A 16,730-nucleotide genomic window follows, 5' to 3' on the forward strand; every position below is an offset into this window, starting at 1 on the left:
AAGGACGCCCTTATGTGCCTGATTGTTTTTGCCTGGCGCCCGGGCCATGCCCAGCCGCTGGTCGTGGCGGCCAATCGCGATGAATTCTACGCCCGCCCCAGCCTCCCACTGGCGCCATGGCCCGAAGCACCCCAGGTGTACGCCGGACGCGACCTGGAGGCCGGTGGTACCTGGCTCGGTGTCGGTGCCAACGGACGCTTTGCCGCGCTGACCAACATTCGCGACCCCCATCGACCGCCAGGGCGCAAGTCTCGTGGGGAGCTGGTCGCGCGATTTCTCACCGGGGAAATGCCAATTGACGACTATTTAGCCGATGTTGTCGACCGTTCGCTGGAATATGGTGGCTTTAACCTGCTGGTCGGCAATCCCCATGAGCTCTGGCACTTCAATCAACGGGAATCGGAAGCCGTCATGCTGGCCCCGGGGGTCTACGGGTTATCCAATGCCGGGCTGGATACGCCGTGGCCAAAGCTACTCAAGGCCAGGGCAGCCTTGAGCGAGGTGCTGGATGATCCGCAGCCTCAGGCACTGCTGGCGTTATTGAGCGATGCGCAGACCGCGCCGTTTGCCGAGTTGCCGGACACCGGAGTGGGGCTGGCAACCGAGACGTTGCTGTCGAGTGTGTTCATTGCCAGCCAGAGTTATGGGACGCGGGCGAGTACGGCGTTGATTATGCAGGCGGATGGCACGCGACATATCGTCGAACGCAGTTTCGGGCCGTATGGCGGGCATCTTGGGGAAGTGGAGATCAGAATATAATTTTGCGTTGTTCGTGCGGGCCCTTTCGCGAGCAAGCCCGCTCCCACAGGGGATTTGCGTTGTTCACAAATCCAGTGTGGGAGCGGGCTTGCTCGCGAAGAGGCCGCTACAGGCTCATAGGGGCTTGATCGCCGCCGGATTGATCATCCGCGCCAACCCGAGGTTCTTCAGCGCCAGCTGCAACGAGCTGTGGATAACCTGCGGGTTGTCGATGGTCATCAGCTCGGCCAACAATTCCTTGGCCTTGCTCAGGTTGATCTGGCGCAGCATCCACTTCACCTTCGGCAAGTTGGTGGCGTTCATCGACAGGCTATCGAAACCCATCGCCATCAACAGCACGGCCGCCGCCGGGTCACCGGCCATTTCACCGCAGATGCTCACCGGTTTGCCTTCGGCATGGGCGTCACGCACTACATTCTGCAATGCCTGAAGCACCGCCGGGTGCAGGTAGTCGTAAAGATCGGCAACCCGCGGGTTGTTGCGGTCCACGGCCAACAGGTATTGGGTCAGGTCGTTGGAGCCGACCGACAGGAAGTCCACCTGCCGCGCCAGCTCCTTGGTCTGGTACACCGCCGCGGGGATCTCGATCATCACGCCAATCGGCGGCATCGGCACGTCACAGCCTTCGTCGCGCACTTCGCCCCAGGCGCGGTGGATCAGGTGCAACGCTTCTTCCAACTCATGAATGCCGGAGATCATCGGCAGCAGAATGCGCAGGTTGTTCAAGCCTTCGCTGGCCTTGAGCATGGCACGGGTCTGCACCAGGAAGATTTCCGGGTGGTCGAGGGTAACGCGAATGCCGCGCCAGCCGAGGAACGGGTTGTCTTCCTTGATCGGGAAGTACGACAGCGACTTGTCGCCACCGATGTCCAGGGTGCGCATGGTCACCGGTTGCGGGTGGAACGCGGCCAGTTGTTCGCGGTAGATCGCCAGTTGTTCCTTTTCGCTCGGGAACCGCTGGTTGATCATGAACGGCACTTCGGTGCGGTACAGGCCCACGCCTTCGGCACCGCGCTTCTGCGCCCGCGCCACGTCCGCCAGCAGGCCGGTGTTGACCCACAGCGGCATGCGGTGGCCATCGACCGTGATACACGGCAGATCACGCAGCGCATCCAGCCCGAGGGCCAGTTGCTTCTCTTCCTCGACCACTTCGGCGAACTGCTTGCGCAGCACGTCACTCGGGTTGGTGTAGACCTCGCCGTGGTAGCCGTCGACGATCATCTGGATGCCGTCGACCTTGGAGTACGGCAGGTCGACCAGGCCCATCACGGTCGGGATGCCCATGGCGCGGGCGAGGATGGCGACGTGGGAGTTACCGGAACCGAGCACTGACACCAGGCCGGCCAGCTTACCTTCCGGCACCTCGCCGAGCATTGCCGGCGTCAACTCTTCGCTGACCAGGATGGTGTTGTCGGGGTAGACCAGGGTTTGCTGGCGCTCTTCCTGCAAATAGGCCAGCAAGCGCCGGCCGAGGTCCTTGACGTCCGAGGCGCGCTCACGCAGGTAGGCGTCGTCCATCAATTCGAAACGGTTGACGTGATCGGTGACCACCTGGCGCAACGCGCCCTGGGCCCACTGACCGGTCTTGATCACCGTGGTGACTTCGTTGCCCAGCGCGGCATCGTCGAGCATCATCAGGTAGACGTCGAACAGGGCCCGTTCTTCCGGGCGCAACTGCGTGGCAAGCTTGGCCGACAACGCGCGCATGTCGGCGCGCACGCCTTCGATGGCGGTCTTGAACAGCCCGAGTTCGGCGTCGATGTCGATGATGGTCTTGTCCGGCACCACATCCAGGTCGGCCGGCGGCAGCATGACCACCGCCGTACCCACTGCCGCACCCGGCGAACCCGGTACGCCGACGAACTTGGCTTCCTGGATGCCTTTGCCCTGACGACCGAGGCCACGGATCGAGCCGGTGGCTTCGGCGTGGGCGATAACACCGGCGAGCTGCGCACTCATGGTCACGAGGAAGGCTTCTTCACCTTCATCGAACTGACGACGTTCTTTTTGCTGAATGACCAACACGCCGACGACGCGGCGGTGGTGAATGATCGGCGCCCCGAGGAATGAGGCGAAGCGCTCTTCACCGGTCTCGGCGAAGTAGCGGTAGCGCGGGTGGTCCGCAGCGTTTTCGAGGTTCAGGGGTTCTTCGCGCGTACCGACCAGGCCAACCAGACCTTCGTTGGGTGCCATGCTGACTTTGCCGATCGAGCGCTTGTTCAAGCCCTCGGTGGCCATCAGCACGAAGCGGTTGGTCTCGGGGTCAAGCAGGTAGACCGAGCAGACCTGGCTGCCCATGGCCTCTTTGACGCGCAACACAATAATCCCCAACGCCGCCTTGAGATCCTTGGCGGAGTTAACTTCCTGGACGATCTTGCGCAGCGTATTGAGCATGGCTCGGGGTCGAACTCCGTCGTCAGTCGCGCGCTAAAAGGCGCGGGGCAAGCTCTTTGAGAGCGCGTCGATACACCTCGCGCTTGAATGTCACCACCTGGCCCAACGGATACCAATAGCTGACCCAGCGCCAGCCATCGAATTCCGGTTTACCGGTCAAATCCATCCGCACCCGCTGCTCGTTTGAGATCAGGCGCAGGAGAAACCATTTCTGTTTCTGGCCGATGCACAGCGGTTGGCTGTGGGTACGTACCAGACGTTGCGGCAAACGATAGCGCAACCAACCCCGGGTGCAGGCGAGAATTTCAACATCTTCGCGCTCCAGGCCTACTTCTTCGTTCAACTCGCGGTACAAGGCGTCTTCCGGCGTCTCTTCGGGGTTGATTCCACCCTGCGGAAACTGCCAGGCATCTTGATTGATTCGGCGAGCCCATAGCACCTGGCCGGCGTCATTCGTCAGAATGATCCCGACATTGGGGCGAAAACCATCGGGGTCGATCACGGCAACAACCTCGCAAACGCATGTCGCCGCATTGTTCCACAAAGGTTGTTAAGGCGGCAACGAAGGTTCCTACCTTATGTGCACTCTTGTGAAAAGACCGTATTCTTGTCGCCTTTTTACTGACTTTTCAGCGGGTAACTGCAATGCGCCTGGCTTTATTCGATTTGGACAACACCCTCCTGGGCGGTGACAGCGATCACGCCTGGGGCGATTACCTGTGCGAGCGCGGCTTTCTCGACGCCGTCGCCTACAAGGCACGCAACGATGAGTTCTACCAGGATTACCTGGCCGGCAAACTGGATAACGCTGCTTACCTGAACTTCTGCCTGGAAGTCCTCGGGCGTACCGAAATGGCCACGCTGGATCAGTGGCACAGCGACTACATGCGCGACTGCATCGAACCGATCGTGCTGCCCAAGGCCATCGAACTGCTGGCCAAGCACCGCGACGCCGGTGACAAACTGGTGATCATCACCGCCACCAACCGCTTCGTCACCGGGCCTATCGCCGAGCGCCTGGGCGTCGAAACCCTGATCGCCACCGAATGCGAAATGCTCGACGGTCGCTACACCGGACGCAGCACCGATGTTCCGTGCTTCCGCGAAGGCAAGGTGACGCGGCTGAATCGCTGGCTGGAAGAAACCGGGTTTACGCTGCAAGACAGCTACTTCTATAGCGACTCGATGAATGATTTGCCGCTGCTGGAACAGGTGACGAATCCGATCGCTGTCGATCCTGATTCGAACCTGCGGGCCGAGGCCGAGAAGCGTGGCTGGCCGGTGATTTCGTTGCGCGACTGAAGATCAAAAGATCGCAGCCTTCGGCAGCTCCTACAGGGGGGGGGGAATGTGTACACCTGTAGGAGCTGCCGAAGGCTGCGATCTTTTCGGATTAAACCGGCTTCGCTCCCATCAAGCCCGCAATGGCGACAAAACAGACAAAACTGAACAACGCCAGGGCAAAGGTGAACTTACCCACGCCACCCGGCGCTTTGCGCAGCTTGTTCAGCCGCACCAGCAGCCAGAACCACGCCAGTGCCGCCACGGTGTACAGCACACTGGAGGCCAGCAACCAGGTATGTCCCAACGGCCAGCCCACCAGGTGCACCATCCACCAGCCGGTAAACGGCATGCTCAGCAGCGCCAGCCCCATCAACAGCCAGACAAATACACGTGGCCGTTGCAGGGTGCGGCTTCCCGCCGTTGCATCACCCTTGCGCCGCGCAAGCAAAACCCAGACTCCCAGACCCAGCGCACAGGCCAGCAGTACAACCGTTGCCACCATGTGCGCCGCTTTCAGGGCAGTTAACGTTTCCATTGTTCGATTTCCTTATGACCTGCCCATCAGGGTAGCCCCTCAGCCAAGAAACAGCTGATAGGCCGGATTGTCGCTTTCATCCCAGTACGGGTAACCGATTTCTTCCAGCGCCGCCGGCACCAGGTGACGCTCGTCGTGCGGCACTTGCAGGCCCGCGACGACCCGACCATCCGCCGCGCCATGGTTGCGGTAATGGAACATCGAGATGTTCCAGCGCCCGCCGAGCTTGTTGAGGAAGTTGAACAGCGCCCCCGGACGCTCCGGGAATTCGAAACGCAGGATCACTTCGTCGACCACATGCGCCGCACGCCCGCCGACCATGTGGCGGATGTGCAGCTTGGCCAGTTCATTGTCGGTCAGGTCCAGCACCGGGAAACCTTGCTCGCTCAGGCTGGCGATCAGGGCGCTGCGCGGGTCGTTTTCCGGGTGGGTCTGCACGCCGACAAAGATGTGCGCTTCGCTGCCGGTGTTGTAGCGGTAGTTGAACTCGGTGATCTGGCGCTTGCCGATGGCTTCGCAGAACGCCTTGAAGCTGCCCGGCTTCTCGGGAATGGTCACGGCGATGATGGCTTCGCGGCCCTCGCCCAGTTCCGCGCGCTCGGCAACGTGGCGCAGGCGGTCGAAGTTGACGTTGGCCCCGGAGTCGATGGCGACGAAAGTCTGGCCGCTGACACCGCGCTGCTCGACATACTTCTTGATCCCGGCCACGCCCAAAGCGCCGGCAGGTTCGGTGATCGAGCGGGTATCGTCGTAGATATCCTTGATGGCGGCACAGATTTCGTCGGTGCTGACGGTGATCACTTCATCGACATGGTCCTTGCAGATGTCAAAGGTGTGCTGACCGATCTGAGCCACTGCAACACCGTCGGCGAAGATGCCCACGGTCGGCAACACTACACGCTCGCCCGCCGCCATGGCGGCTTGCAGGCAATTGGAGTCATCCGGTTCGACGCCGATGATCTTGATGTCCGGGCGCAGGTACTTCACGTACGCCGCAATGCCGGCAATCAGGCCGCCACCGCCGACCGGGACGAAAATCGCATCCAGTGGCTGCGGGTGCTGGCGCAGAATCTCCATCGCCACGGTGCCCTGCCCGGCGATGGTGTGGGGATCGTCGTACGGGTGAATGTAGACGTAGCCTTTTTCATCGACCAGTTTCAGCGAATAAGCCAGGGCTTCCGGGAACGAATCGCCGTGCAGCACCACTTTACCGCCGCGCGAGCGCACGCCTTCGACCTTGATCTCCGGGGTGGTCTTTGGCATGACGATGGTCGCTTTCACACCCAGCACCTTCGCCGCCAGGGCCAGGCCTTGCGCATGGTTGCCCGCCGAAGCCGTCACTACGCCGCGGGCGCGCTCCTCGTCGCTCAACTGGGTCAATTTGTTGTAGGCGCCGCGAATCTTGAAGGAGAACACCGGCTGCAAGTCTTCGCGCTTGAGCCAAATGCTGTTGCCCAGCCGCTCGGAAAGCTGGCGGGCAGACTGCAGCGGGGTTTCTACGGCAACGTCATAAACGCGCGAGGTGAGGATCTTTTTGACGTACTGTTCAAGCATCGGAAAGCATCACTGAGCGGGTTGGGCGGGACCAAGGAGTCTAACCCGGCTTTCGGCCGCACGACCACACTAAACCGGTGGTTTTAGGCCAGACGTTATACCTGTGGCGAGGGGGCTTGCCCCCGTTCGGCTGCGAAGCAGTCGTAAACCTGTTGATTCGGAGTGCATAAAAGAATGCAGGGGGAGCGCTTCGCACTCCGACGGGGGCAAGCCCCCTCGCCACAAAAGCAATCCGGCACCCATGCACCTACTCTCCGCCAATCGGGCAATGACCTTCCCCGCCCCGAAGCCTATAATGCCGGCCTTTCGTTCCCTCCTCGGCACTCCGGAGCCCGCATGAACCAGGATCAACTCAAACAGGCAGTGGCCCAGGCCGCCGTCGACTTCATCCTTCCGAAACTCGACGACAAGAGCATCGTCGGGGTCGGCACCGGCTCCACCGCCAACTGCTTCATCGATGCCCTGGCCCAGCACAAAGGCGCATTCGATGGCGCCGTCGCCAGTTCCGAAGCCACCGCCGCGCGCCTCAAGGGCCACGGGATTCCGGTGTACGAGCTGAATACCGTCAGCGACCTGGAGTTCTATGTCGACGGTGCCGATGAAAGCGACGAGCACCTGAACCTGATCAAGGGCGGCGGCGCCGCGCTGACCCGCGAGAAGATCGTCGCGGCCGTGGCCAAGACATTCATCTGCATCGCCGATGCCAGCAAACTGGTGCCGGTCCTCGGTACTTTCCCGCTGCCGGTGGAAGTCATCCCGATGGCCCGCAGCCATGTTGCCCGCGAACTGGTGAAGCTCGGTGGCGACCCGGTTTACCGCGAAGGCGTGTTGACCGACAACGGCAATATCATTCTCGACGTGTTCAACATGCAGATCACCAACCCGGTGGAGCTGGAGACACAGATCAACGCGATCGTCGGCGTGGTCACCAATGGTCTGTTCGCGGCGCGTCCGGCGGATCTGTTGTTGCTGGGTACCAGCGAAGGTGTGAAGACCCTGCGCGCCGAGTAAGCCAGACTGCCCACCTGTTTGTGGGCAGATGAAATACCTGTGGGAGCGGGCTTGCTCGCGAAGGGGCCGTGTCAGTCGATAGAGATGTCAATTGACAGATTGCCTTCGCGAGCAAGCCCGCTCCCACATTTGTTTTGTGGTGTCGGTTAGAGTTGTGCGGGTTTCTTGAACACGTAGAACAGGTTCGGCTCGCTGACAAGGTACAGCGTACCGTCGTCGTCCACGGCGATCCCCTCCGCTTGCGGCACGGTGTTTTGCAGGCCCTGGCGCCCCTTGCCCAATGACATTGTGCTCAGCGGACGCCCGCTCACATCCAGCTCCAGAATCAACCGTGACTCATCCGACAGCGCCAGCAAATGCCCGCTGCGCTCGTCGTATTGCAGGCTCGACAGATCCCGCACGAACATCCCGGCATCACGCTTGGGGTCGTTGATCACGTGTATCGAGTAGGATTCTTCAGGATTGAAACGCGGAAAACCGTGCACCTCGTAGATCAACATCGGGTTGCGCTCCTTGGCGACAAACAGGCGCTTGCCCACAGAATCGTAAGCCAGGCCCTCGAAACCCTTGTTGCCGCCCATGTGGACGCCAATGGTCATCTGCTCGGCGTCTGCCGCATCGACGAAAGTGGTGTCCTGCTCCAGACGAATCTTGATCAGCCGCTGCTGGCTTTCATCAGTGACCACATAGATGTCCTCACTGATGAATTCCACCGCCTCCGGATCGCCGAAACCGACCAGCGCCACACGGCGCAAAATCCTGCCGTCGAGGGACAACTCGATCAGCTCGCTGTGTTTGTTGGTGACGGTGAACAGGCTTTTGCGCACCGGGTCGTAGGTCAACGCTGAAACGTTGTCCGCCAGGCCATCGATCGCCTGCGCTTCGGTCACGACCCGGTATTGATCAAGGCCCATGGCCTGGGAACTCAGCGGCTGCCAAAGCGTATGCAGATTGAACCAGGCACGCTCGAACAGACGCAGGTATTGGCCGAGCGCAACCACGGCGATCAGCGAGATCACCGACAGGATCAGAATCAGGGATTTGGGGCGGGCAAATCGACGCATTCGGTTGGACTCAGGGTCAAAACAGGCGGATGAAATATCACGCCCGTCTGAACTGAAGCTTAATGGCCGCGGGCCTTTTACGCATACACAGAGGCATTACCTCTGTTTTTCGAAGCGATAAAACAGGTTCGGCTCACTCACCATGTACAGCGTGCCCGCTTCATCCATGGTCACGCCTTCGGCGCGCGGAATGGTGCTTTTCAGGCCGTTGAAGCCACGCAAAAGGGTGATGAAACTGACCTGCTCGCCCTTCTTGTCCAGCTCCAGCAACAGGTGCGAGTCGGCGGACAGCGCCAGCATGTGGCCGGTCCGCGGATCGATGGCCAGCGCCGACAGGTTGCGCATGTCCAGTGCATGACTGGCCAGCTTCAGCTTGTCGCCGGTCAGGACCTTGCCGTCACCCTTCCAGGCAAACAATGCCGGCGGGCGCTCTTCACCCAGCACCAGTTGCTGATTGCGCGGATCCCAGGTAACAGCTTCAAAGGCTTTGTTCTGGTCTTTGGAAGGGCCGAGGTCGTATTTCGGGAAGTCGGCGATGTTCAGTTCGCGGGTGTCGGCATCGACCTTGACGATAGCGATCAGATGCTCGCGCTCATCGACAATGGCCAGTCGGCCGTCGCCCAGCACGGTGACGCCCTCAGGGTTGCTCCAGCCAACCAATGGCATTTTGCGCAGCACATCACCCTGCAGGTTCAACTCGACCAGGAAGGGGTTCTTGCCCATGACCGAAAACAGGGTCTTGGTCTGAGGGTCATAGGCCACGTCCGATGCTTCGTCCTTCTCCATGCCCGGCAACGGCTTGGCATCGATCACCGCGCGATAGTCCGGCAGCCAGATACTGGCCTGACGCTCGGCCGGGCTTTTGAATTGCTCTTTCACCCAGAGCACGCCCCGCGAATCCCAGTGCATGGCAAATGCAACGCCGTAGGCGACAACGGCCACCAGCAGCAGCCAGGTGTGCCAACGCAGGCTGAAGCGAGAGTGACGTGCAGGTTTAAGCGCGGATAGCGGAGGAGTGGCCATTGGGGAATGCGTTCCAGAAATTCAGGCTAGGGGTAATAGCACAGTTTGGGGCCGGTTCAGAGGCCAATAGCCCTGAAATTATCCAGACTGGATGTGAAAAAAACGGGAAATGACAGGGTGAGTCATCTACAGGCCACGACAAAACCAAGGTGGGAGCGAGCCTGCTCGCGAAAGCGGTGTGTCAGGCAACACTTATGTCGACTGTCACGCCCTCTTCGCGAGCAAGCCAGCTCCCACAGGGTACGGCGGCGAACTAGCGAACGCTGCTGGTGAAGCGGCTGGCGCCCGGCAGTTCCAGGACGATCTCGTCACCGACATTCAGCGGACCGACGCCCACTGGCGTGCCGGTGAGGATCACATCCCCGGCCTGCAACGAGAAGCAGCCGGCCATGTGCTGAATCATCGGCACGATCGGGTTGAGCATTGCGCTGCTGTTGCCGTCCTGGCGCACTTCGCCGTTGATGGTCAGGCGGATGCCGATGTCGGCCAGGTCGGCAAAGGTGCTGCCGGACACGAACGGAGCAATCACCGCTGCACCGTCGAAGGACTTGGCGATTTCCCACGGCAAACCCTTGGATTTCAGCTCGGCCTGCTTGTCGCGCAGGGTCAGGTCCAGGGCCGGGGCAAAACCGGAGATGGCGTCGAGCACTTCTTCACGGCTCGGCTTGGTCGACAAGGGCTTGCCGATCAACACCGCGATTTCCGCCTCGTAATGTACCGAACCGCGCTCGACCGGAATGCTGAATCCGCCTTCCAGCGGCACCACGCAACTGCCCGGCTTGATGAACAGCAATGGCTCGGTCGGCACCGGGTTATCCAGTTCCTTGGCGTGTTCGGCGTAGTTGCGGCCGATGCACACCACTTTCCCCAACGGGAAATGAATACGCGTTCCGTCGACATACTGGTGCTGATAGCTCATTTACCGTCTCCTGCCTTCAAGGGTGCGTAAGGTTTGCAGCTCAAACCGCGAAGATCTTGCCCGGGTTCATGATGCCGTTCGGGTCGAACACTGCCTTGACCGCTTTCATGTACTCGATCTCGACCGGCGAACGGCTGTAGGTCAGGTAATCCCGCTTGGTCATGCCCACACCGTGTTCGGCGGAGATCGAACCGTTGTACTTCTCGACGGTTTCGAACACCCACTTGTTGACGGTGGCGCACTTGGCGAAGAACTCGTCCTTGCTCAGGTTATCCGGCTTGAGGATGTTCAAGTGCAGGTTGCCGTCGCCGATGTGGCCGAACCAGACGATTTCGAAGTCCGGGTAGTGTTCGCCGACGATCGCGTCGATTTCCTTCAGGAACGCCGGGACTTTCGATACGGTGACCGAGATGTCGTTCTTGTACGGCGTCCAGTGGGAGATGGTTTCGGAAATGTACTCGCGCAGCTTCCACAGGTTCTGCAGCTGGGTTTCACTCTGGCTCATCACGCCGTCCAGCACCCAGCCCTGCTCGACGCAGTGCTCGAAGGTTTCCAGGGCGTGGTTGGCCACTTCTTCGGTGGTCGCTTCGAATTCCAGCAGCGCGTAGAACGGGCAGTCGGACTCGAACGGCGCCGGCACGTCGCCACGGGCCATGACCTTGGCCAGGGCCTTGTCGGAGAAGAATTCGAAGGCAGTCAGGTCGAGTTTGCTCTGGAAGGCGTGCAGCACTGGCATGATCGAGTCGAAATCGGCGGTGCCGAGGACCATTGCGGTCAGGTTTTTCGGCGCGCGATCGAGGCGCATGGTCGCTTCGACCACGAACCCGAGCGTACCTTCAGCCCCGATGAACAGCTGGCGCATGTCGTAGCCGGTGGCGTTCTTGATCAGGTCACGGTTCAGTTCCAGCACGTCGCCCTTGCCGGTGACGACCTTCATGCCAGCGACCCAGTTGCGGGTCATTCCGTAGCGAATCACCTTTATCCCGCCGGCATTGGTGCCGATATTGCCGCCAATCTGGCTCGATCCTGCCGAAGCGAAGTCCACCGGGTAGTACAGACCGTTTTCTTCGGCCACATTCTGCAGGTGCTCGGTGACCACGCCCGGCTGACACACGGCGGTGCGGTCAGTGAGGTTCACGTCGAGGATCTGGTTCATGTAGTCGAACGACACGACCACTTCGCCATTGGCCGCTACCGCTGCGGCGGAAAGGCCGGTGCGACCGCCGGACGGCACCAGCGCGACCTTGTGTTTATTGGCCCACAGGACAATGGCCTGGACCTGCTCGGTGGTCTTGGGGAACACGATGGCGGTCGGAGCGGGGGCGAAATGCTTGGTCCAATCCTTACCGTAAGCATTCAGGGAGTCGGCATCGGTCAGCACCTTGCCAGGCTCAACCAGGGTCTTCAGCTCTTCAATCAGGGCAGGATTGGTCATCGACAGAACTCTCGAACAATTCATGGTCATCCTGAGAACGCTTCACGTCGCAGGAATGAGTGTTTAGCGGGGCGCATATGCTAGCATACCGACCCCGCAGCATAGTGCCCAACGGCTATTCTGCGGCGACGGCTGTCATGCCGCTCGGGTCAGCGTCTGTTGACCATTTCCTGCCAATTTTCTCCGGGATACAGGTTTACGCAGATGAGCAAGACTTCTCTCGATAAGAGCAAGATCAAGTTCCTTCTTCTCGAAGGCGTCCACCAATCGGCTGTCGACGTCCTCAAGGCGGCGGGCTACACCAGCATCGAGTACCTCACGGGTTCTCTGCCGGAAGCCCAGCTCAAGGAAAAGATCGCCGACGCTCACTTCATCGGCATTCGCTCGCGCACTCAACTGACCGAAGAGATCTTCGATCACGCGAAGAAGCTGGTTGCGGTCGGCTGTTTCTGCATCGGCACCAACCAGGTCGACCTGGACGCTGCCCGCGAACGCGGTATCGCGGTGTTCAACGCGCCCTACTCCAACACCCGTTCCGTAGCGGAGCTGGTGCTGGCCGAAGCGATCCTGCTGCTGCGCGGTATCCCTGAGAAGAACGCTTCCTGCCACCGTGGCGGCTGGATCAAGAGCGCGGCCAACTCCTTCGAGATCCGTGGCAAGAAGCTGGGCATCGTCGGTTACGGCTCGATCGGTACTCAACTGTCGGTCCTGGCGGAAGGCCTGGGCATGCAGGTGTACTTCTACGACACCATCACCAAGCTGCCATTGGGTAACGCCACTCAGGTAGGCAACCTGCACGAGCTGCTGGCGATGTCCGACATCGTTTCGCTGCACGTACCGGAAACCGCCGCCACCCAGTGGATGATGGGCGAGAAAGAAATCCGCGCCATCAAGAAAGGCGGCATCCTGATCAACGCCGCCCGCGGCACCGTGGTCGAACTGGACCACCTGGCGGCTGCCATCAAGGACAAGCACCTGATCGGCGCGGCCATCGACGTATTCCCGGTGGAGCCACGCTCCAACGACGAAGAGTTCGAAAGCCCGCTGCGTGGCCTGGACAACGTGATCCTGACCCCGCACATCGGTGGCTCTACCGCTGAAGCCCAGGCCAACATCGGTCTGGAAGTCGCGGAAAAACTGGTCAAGTACAGCGACAACGGTACGTCGGTATCGTCCGTGAACTTCCCGGAAGTGGCCTTGCCGGCTCACCCTGGCAAGCACCGCCTGCTGCACATCCACGAAAACATTCCGGGTGTACTCAGCGAGATCAACAAAGTCTTCGCCGAAAATGGCATCAACATCTCCGGTCAGTTCCTGCAGACCAACGAGAAGGTTGGCTACGTGGTGATCGACGTCGACGCCGAGTACTCGGACCTGGCGCAAGAGAAGCTGCAACACGTCAAAGGCACCATCCGTAGTCGTGTGTTGTTCTGATTGCGGCTTGAGCCAAAAAAGGGAGCCTTCGGGCTCCCTTTTTCATTGACGCAATAACGTTACTTGACGTTGACGGTGATCTTCTCGGAAACGATCGGCGGATCGAACGGCATGTGGTTGCTATCGCCCAGTTCAAGCTGCAGGGTGTGTTTGCCCGGCGTGAGCGTGACTTCAGCCTGGGTCTGCGCGGCGCCGAAATGCTGGTGATTGGCGTCTTTGGGGATCGGCACTCCGGCGGCTGGCAACTCATCGACATCGATCAGCAAATGGTGATGTCCGGTGTTCTTGGTGGGATCGCCCGCCGGTGCCAAGGCAATATTCTCGACAGCGAACTTGACGACGACAGTCTGTGGAATATTCGCGCCGTCCTTGGGAGACACGATCGACACTTTAGCGCCTTCCGGAGCCGGCGTTGCAGCACTGGCCAGCACCGAAACACCCATCAACAGGCCAGCCAAAGCAGCACGTGACATAAAGGTTTTCATTCTCTTCTCCAGTTTTTTCGTAAAATCCGCGTGACCATGACAACTTCATGGCCATTCGTTGTCGAAGGCACTCGACAACCATAGCAAAGCGAGCCTGAATCAAAGGGTCGCGATAATAAATTCAAAGGAGTGACCATGCGCTTTCTGCCTGGCCTGATCTGCCTGCTACCCCTTCTGAGCCCTTTGGCTCATGCCGAACTGATTGATGACGTCAACGACCGGGGCGAGTTGCGCATAGCCGTTGAAGCCAACACTCCCCCATTCAACTTCAAGGATGGCGACAAGCTCGCCGGCTTCGAAGTCGAACTGGGCCAACTGCTGGCAAGTGAACTCGATGTCCGGGCCGACTTTGTCGTCACCGACGGCAGCGATCTGCTGACCGGCGTCGAAAGCGGCAAATACGACATCGCTATCAACCACATAGCAGTGACCCCGGATCTCAGGGATCGTTTCGATTTCAGCGAACCTTACGTTCAAGCCCGTGCGCAATTGATCGCGCAGAAAGAAGAACCGCGTTCCATTCTGCTGGTGCAGTCGTTGACCGAAGAGAAGCCCAAAACCAACCCGGTCGTGAGCCTGGCGATTCCTTTTCAGAAGGGAAATCCGGCGTTCCATGCCAGCCTGGAGAGCGCCCTGCAGCGAATCAAGGATGATGGGCGACTGCGAGCGCTGGAGCAGAAGTGGTTGGGGGCGGATGTGGTGCCGAAGCTGCAGAACTGAAGTGAATGCAGAACCTGTGGGAGCGAGCTTGCTCGCGATGAGGCCAGTCCAGTCAACATTGATGTTGAATGTCAGGCCGCCATCGCGAGCAAGCTCGCTCCCACAGTGTCTTTTGTCGCTCGTTAATCGAGTGCTGCCAACGCCTGAGCCGCCTGCGGCAACTCCACCTCACTGAACACCTGCACGCCATGACGCTTGAGCAGCGCCGCCGTCACGCCCTCGCCATCGACCTTCACCCCGCTGAACGTCCCGTCATAGGTCAGCAGGTTGCCGCAGGACGGGCTGTTGGCCTTGAGGACAGCAATGCGGATGCCGTGTTTTTGCACCAGTTCCAGCGCCTGATACGCCCCCGACAAAAACTCTGCACTGACATCCTCGCCCTCGGTGGTGATCACCGCGGCCTGGCCATCGAGGACTTGTGCGCCCTGCCCGCCTGGAATTTCCGCTGCCGCCCGAGGCGTTGGCAAGCCACCGGCGACCTCCGGGCACAACGGTACGATCCGACCTTCGTCGAGCCATTGCTGAAGCTGATCGAACGGCCCGCTGGCCCCGCCGTCGTAACGAACGCGGTGGCCCAACAGGCAGCGGCTGACGAGAATCTTCTGCATGATCAGAACGGCTCGTTGCCGCGCCGCCGGAACCAGCCCGTCAGCGACAGGCGATCGCGGGTCGCGGGCAGGACTTCGTGGGGAACCTCTCCGGAAAGAAACACCACCAGGCAGCCGCCGGTAGGCTGCACGTCGTGGACGCGATCGTTGTCGAGGTACATGCGCAACGAGCCGCCGTGCTCGGGAAGCCAGCCGTCATTGAGGTAAACCACCGCTGAAACCATGCGCCGGTCGTCATCGCGAAAGCGATCGACATGCTTGAGGTAGAACGCCCCGGGCGGGTACATCGCAAAATGGCTTTCGAAATCCTCCAGGCCGAGAAACAGACCACGATTGATCGCCTCGCGCAGGCTGTCCATCAAACTCAGATAGCTGTCGCAAGCCTCGGCCTGGCCGGGGTCGATCCATTGGATATGGTCGCCACGAATCCCTTCGCGGATCTCCGACGACGGCCCTCGACCCACGGCGGCCGGAGCCAGTTCACCCTCGGCAGCACGTTTGCGACACTCGGCCGCCAGCGCTCGGGCCAGGTCCTGAGGCAGGAAAATATTCTGCTGCGACCAGCCGTGCTCGGCCAGGTCGTCGACGATTCGTAACAGCAGCGGGTGATCAGAGGATATTTGCATGCCGCGCATAGTATTCCTGTGCCCGAAAATCCGACAGAGCCGCGCAGCGGGTTGATACGAATTCTCGACAAGTACGGATGCCACACGGAGAATAGTCGCCTGCTGACTGGAGTCCCTATGCGCCGTTTGCTTTTATCACTGCTGATGTTCTGCGTTTTGCCCGCCTGGGCAGACGGCCACGACCAGTTGTACAAGGTCGCCGGCTGGCCGCAACAACGCGCGCATTTCAACGACGCCCTCTCGGCTGCCCAGCAACGCTATCAGGGCAGCCTGCCTCCGGCGGTGTATCAGGCTCTGGTCAATAACAGCAATCAGCGATTTTCCGCCCAGGCCGTGGACCAGCGCGCCGAAGCGCAATTGCGCAAGAACCTCGCCGATCCAAAACCTGCACTGACGTTTTTCCAGTCGCCTCTGGGCAAGAAAATCGTCGCTGCCGAGTTGCTGGCGACACGTCGCGACCAACTGGCGAAAAATGCCAAAGGCTTGCCAAAGATGCAGGCCAGTGACAGCCGCCTGCTGATCATCGGCCATCTGGCACAAGCGCTGCCTGCTCGCGAGGCCGGCGCGGAAGTCAGCCTGGCGATTGCCGGTGTGGCCGCCGACAGCCTGAGTTCGATGATCCCGGGATTGCTCGGTGCCGGTCAGGCCCAGGGCATGCTCAACGGCCAGCGCCAGCGCCTGATGGACCAGATTGGCAGCGACCTGAACAACACGCTGCTGTATGTCTATCGCGACCTGTCGGACGACGAGCTGGAAGAGTTCGCGACCTTTGCCGAATCGACGCAAGGCCAGGCTTACTATCAGGCAGCATTGGCGGCGATTCGCGCGGGGTTGGCGGTGGGGCAGAGCAATTCGAACCTGAGCCAATGATTATCGGCG

17 protein-coding genes are annotated in these 16,730 nt (G+C 60.4%); 6 read left to right on the top strand and 11 right to left on the bottom strand.

Annotated features, from left to right (window positions below; translation table 11 throughout):
• The first annotated feature begins 12 nt into the window (after nt 1–12).
• Entirely contained in the window at nt 13–759 is a 747-nt protein-coding gene (locus KSS91_RS27420) for an NRDE family protein (RefSeq protein ID WP_217836643.1), read from the top strand.
• 114 nt (nt 760–873) lie between these two features.
• Here the strand turns inward: KSS91_RS27420 and ptsP are convergent, their stop codons facing one another.
• Both ptsP and KSS91_RS27430 read right to left on the bottom strand, forming a co-directional pair.
• Nucleotides 874–3,153: a phosphoenolpyruvate--protein phosphotransferase gene (ptsP, locus tag KSS91_RS27425; protein ID WP_217836644.1), complete on the bottom strand. Its 2,280-nt coding sequence runs from the start codon at nt 3,151–3,153 to the stop codon at nt 874–876.
• 22 nt (nt 3,154–3,175) lie between these two features.
• A complete protein-coding gene (locus tag KSS91_RS27430; protein ID WP_003229203.1) occupies nt 3,176–3,655 on the bottom strand; it encodes an RNA pyrophosphohydrolase in 480 nt (159 codons plus the stop codon).
• 143 nt (nt 3,656–3,798) lie between these two features.
• Between KSS91_RS27430 and KSS91_RS27435 the strand changes: the two genes are divergently transcribed.
• Nucleotides 3,799–4,455, top strand: coding sequence for a histidinol-phosphatase (locus tag KSS91_RS27435; RefSeq protein WP_015097251.1), 657 nt, complete (start codon nt 3,799–3,801; stop codon nt 4,453–4,455).
• Between the two features lie 91 nt (nt 4,456–4,546).
• Here KSS91_RS27435 and KSS91_RS27440 read toward each other — a convergent pair whose 3' ends face one another.
• Together KSS91_RS27440 and ilvA are read right to left on the bottom strand one after the other, a co-directional pair.
• A complete protein-coding gene (locus KSS91_RS27440; protein WP_015097252.1) occupies nt 4,547–4,972 on the bottom strand; it encodes a DUF2269 domain-containing protein in 426 nt (141 codons plus the stop codon).
• 39 nt (nt 4,973–5,011) lie between these two features.
• A complete protein-coding gene (gene ilvA, locus KSS91_RS27445) occupies nt 5,012–6,526 on the bottom strand; it encodes a threonine ammonia-lyase, biosynthetic (RefSeq protein WP_007976404.1) in 1,515 nt (504 codons plus the stop codon).
• A 336-nt stretch (nt 6,527–6,862) separates the two neighbouring features.
• On the opposite strand from ilvA, the gene rpiA reads away from it, so the two are divergent.
• Nucleotides 6,863–7,537, top strand: coding sequence for a ribose-5-phosphate isomerase RpiA (gene rpiA, locus KSS91_RS27450; RefSeq protein WP_015097253.1), 675 nt, complete (start codon nt 6,863–6,865; stop codon nt 7,535–7,537).
• Nucleotides 7,538–7,683: 146 nt separating this feature from the next.
• Here the strand turns inward: rpiA and KSS91_RS27455 are convergent, their stop codons facing one another.
• From KSS91_RS27455 to KSS91_RS27470, 4 genes are all read right to left on the bottom strand, one after another.
• The gene (locus KSS91_RS27455; protein ID WP_217836645.1) at nt 7,684–8,601 is read right to left on the bottom strand and encodes an SdiA-regulated domain-containing protein; all 918 of its coding nucleotides are present in this window, start codon (nt 8,599–8,601) and stop codon (nt 7,684–7,686) included.
• A 96-nt stretch (nt 8,602–8,697) separates the two neighbouring features.
• Nucleotides 8,698–9,624, bottom strand: coding sequence for an SdiA-regulated domain-containing protein (locus KSS91_RS27460; protein ID WP_217836646.1), 927 nt, complete (start codon nt 9,622–9,624; stop codon nt 8,698–8,700).
• Between the two features lie 253 nt (nt 9,625–9,877).
• Nucleotides 9,878–10,543, bottom strand: a complete 666-nt coding sequence (locus tag KSS91_RS27465) for a fumarylacetoacetate hydrolase family protein (RefSeq protein WP_217836647.1) — start codon at nt 10,541–10,543, stop codon at nt 9,878–9,880.
• Nucleotides 10,544–10,583: 40 nt separating this feature from the next.
• Nucleotides 10,584–11,978, bottom strand: a complete 1,395-nt coding sequence (locus tag KSS91_RS27470; RefSeq protein WP_032829505.1) for a D-2-hydroxyglutarate dehydrogenase — start codon at nt 11,976–11,978, stop codon at nt 10,584–10,586.
• Nucleotides 11,979–12,182: 204 nt separating this feature from the next.
• Between KSS91_RS27470 and serA the strand changes: the two genes are divergently transcribed.
• Nucleotides 12,183–13,412: a phosphoglycerate dehydrogenase gene (serA, locus tag KSS91_RS27475; protein WP_007976393.1), complete on the top strand. Its 1,230-nt coding sequence runs from the start codon at nt 12,183–12,185 to the stop codon at nt 13,410–13,412.
• Nucleotides 13,413–13,471: 59 nt separating this feature from the next.
• Here the strand turns inward: serA and KSS91_RS27480 are convergent, their stop codons facing one another.
• Complete coding sequence (locus KSS91_RS27480; RefSeq protein ID WP_015097257.1) at nt 13,472–13,897, bottom strand: DUF4399 domain-containing protein; 426 nt, start codon at nt 13,895–13,897, stop codon at nt 13,472–13,474.
• 135 nt (nt 13,898–14,032) lie between these two features.
• Between KSS91_RS27480 and KSS91_RS27485 the strand changes: the two genes are divergently transcribed.
• Nucleotides 14,033–14,617, top strand: a complete 585-nt coding sequence (locus tag KSS91_RS27485; RefSeq protein ID WP_217836648.1) for a transporter substrate-binding domain-containing protein — start codon at nt 14,033–14,035, stop codon at nt 14,615–14,617.
• 122 nt (nt 14,618–14,739) lie between these two features.
• Here KSS91_RS27485 and KSS91_RS27490 read toward each other — a convergent pair whose 3' ends face one another.
• Both KSS91_RS27490 and KSS91_RS27495 read right to left on the bottom strand, forming a co-directional pair.
• Nucleotides 14,740–15,225: a 2-thiouracil desulfurase family protein gene (locus KSS91_RS27490; RefSeq protein WP_217836649.1), complete on the bottom strand. Its 486-nt coding sequence runs from the start codon at nt 15,223–15,225 to the stop codon at nt 14,740–14,742.
• A gap of 2 nt (nt 15,226–15,227) precedes the next feature.
• Nucleotides 15,228–15,860 carry a 2OG-Fe(II) oxygenase gene (locus KSS91_RS27495; RefSeq protein WP_217836650.1) on the bottom strand — a complete coding sequence of 211 codons (633 nt, stop codon included), beginning with the start codon at nt 15,858–15,860 and terminating at the stop codon, nt 15,228–15,230.
• 108 nt (nt 15,861–15,968) lie between these two features.
• Here KSS91_RS27495 and KSS91_RS27500 point away from each other — a divergent pair, with 108 nt between their 5' ends.
• Nucleotides 15,969–16,721, top strand: coding sequence for a DUF2059 domain-containing protein (locus tag KSS91_RS27500; protein WP_217836651.1), 753 nt, complete (start codon nt 15,969–15,971; stop codon nt 16,719–16,721).
• Nucleotides 16,722–16,730 lie beyond the last annotated feature (9 nt).

Source organism: Pseudomonas azerbaijanorientalis (assembly GCF_019139795.1).
GTDB classification, from domain to species: Bacteria; Pseudomonadota; Gammaproteobacteria; order Pseudomonadales; family Pseudomonadaceae; genus Aquipseudomonas; species Aquipseudomonas laurylsulfatiphila.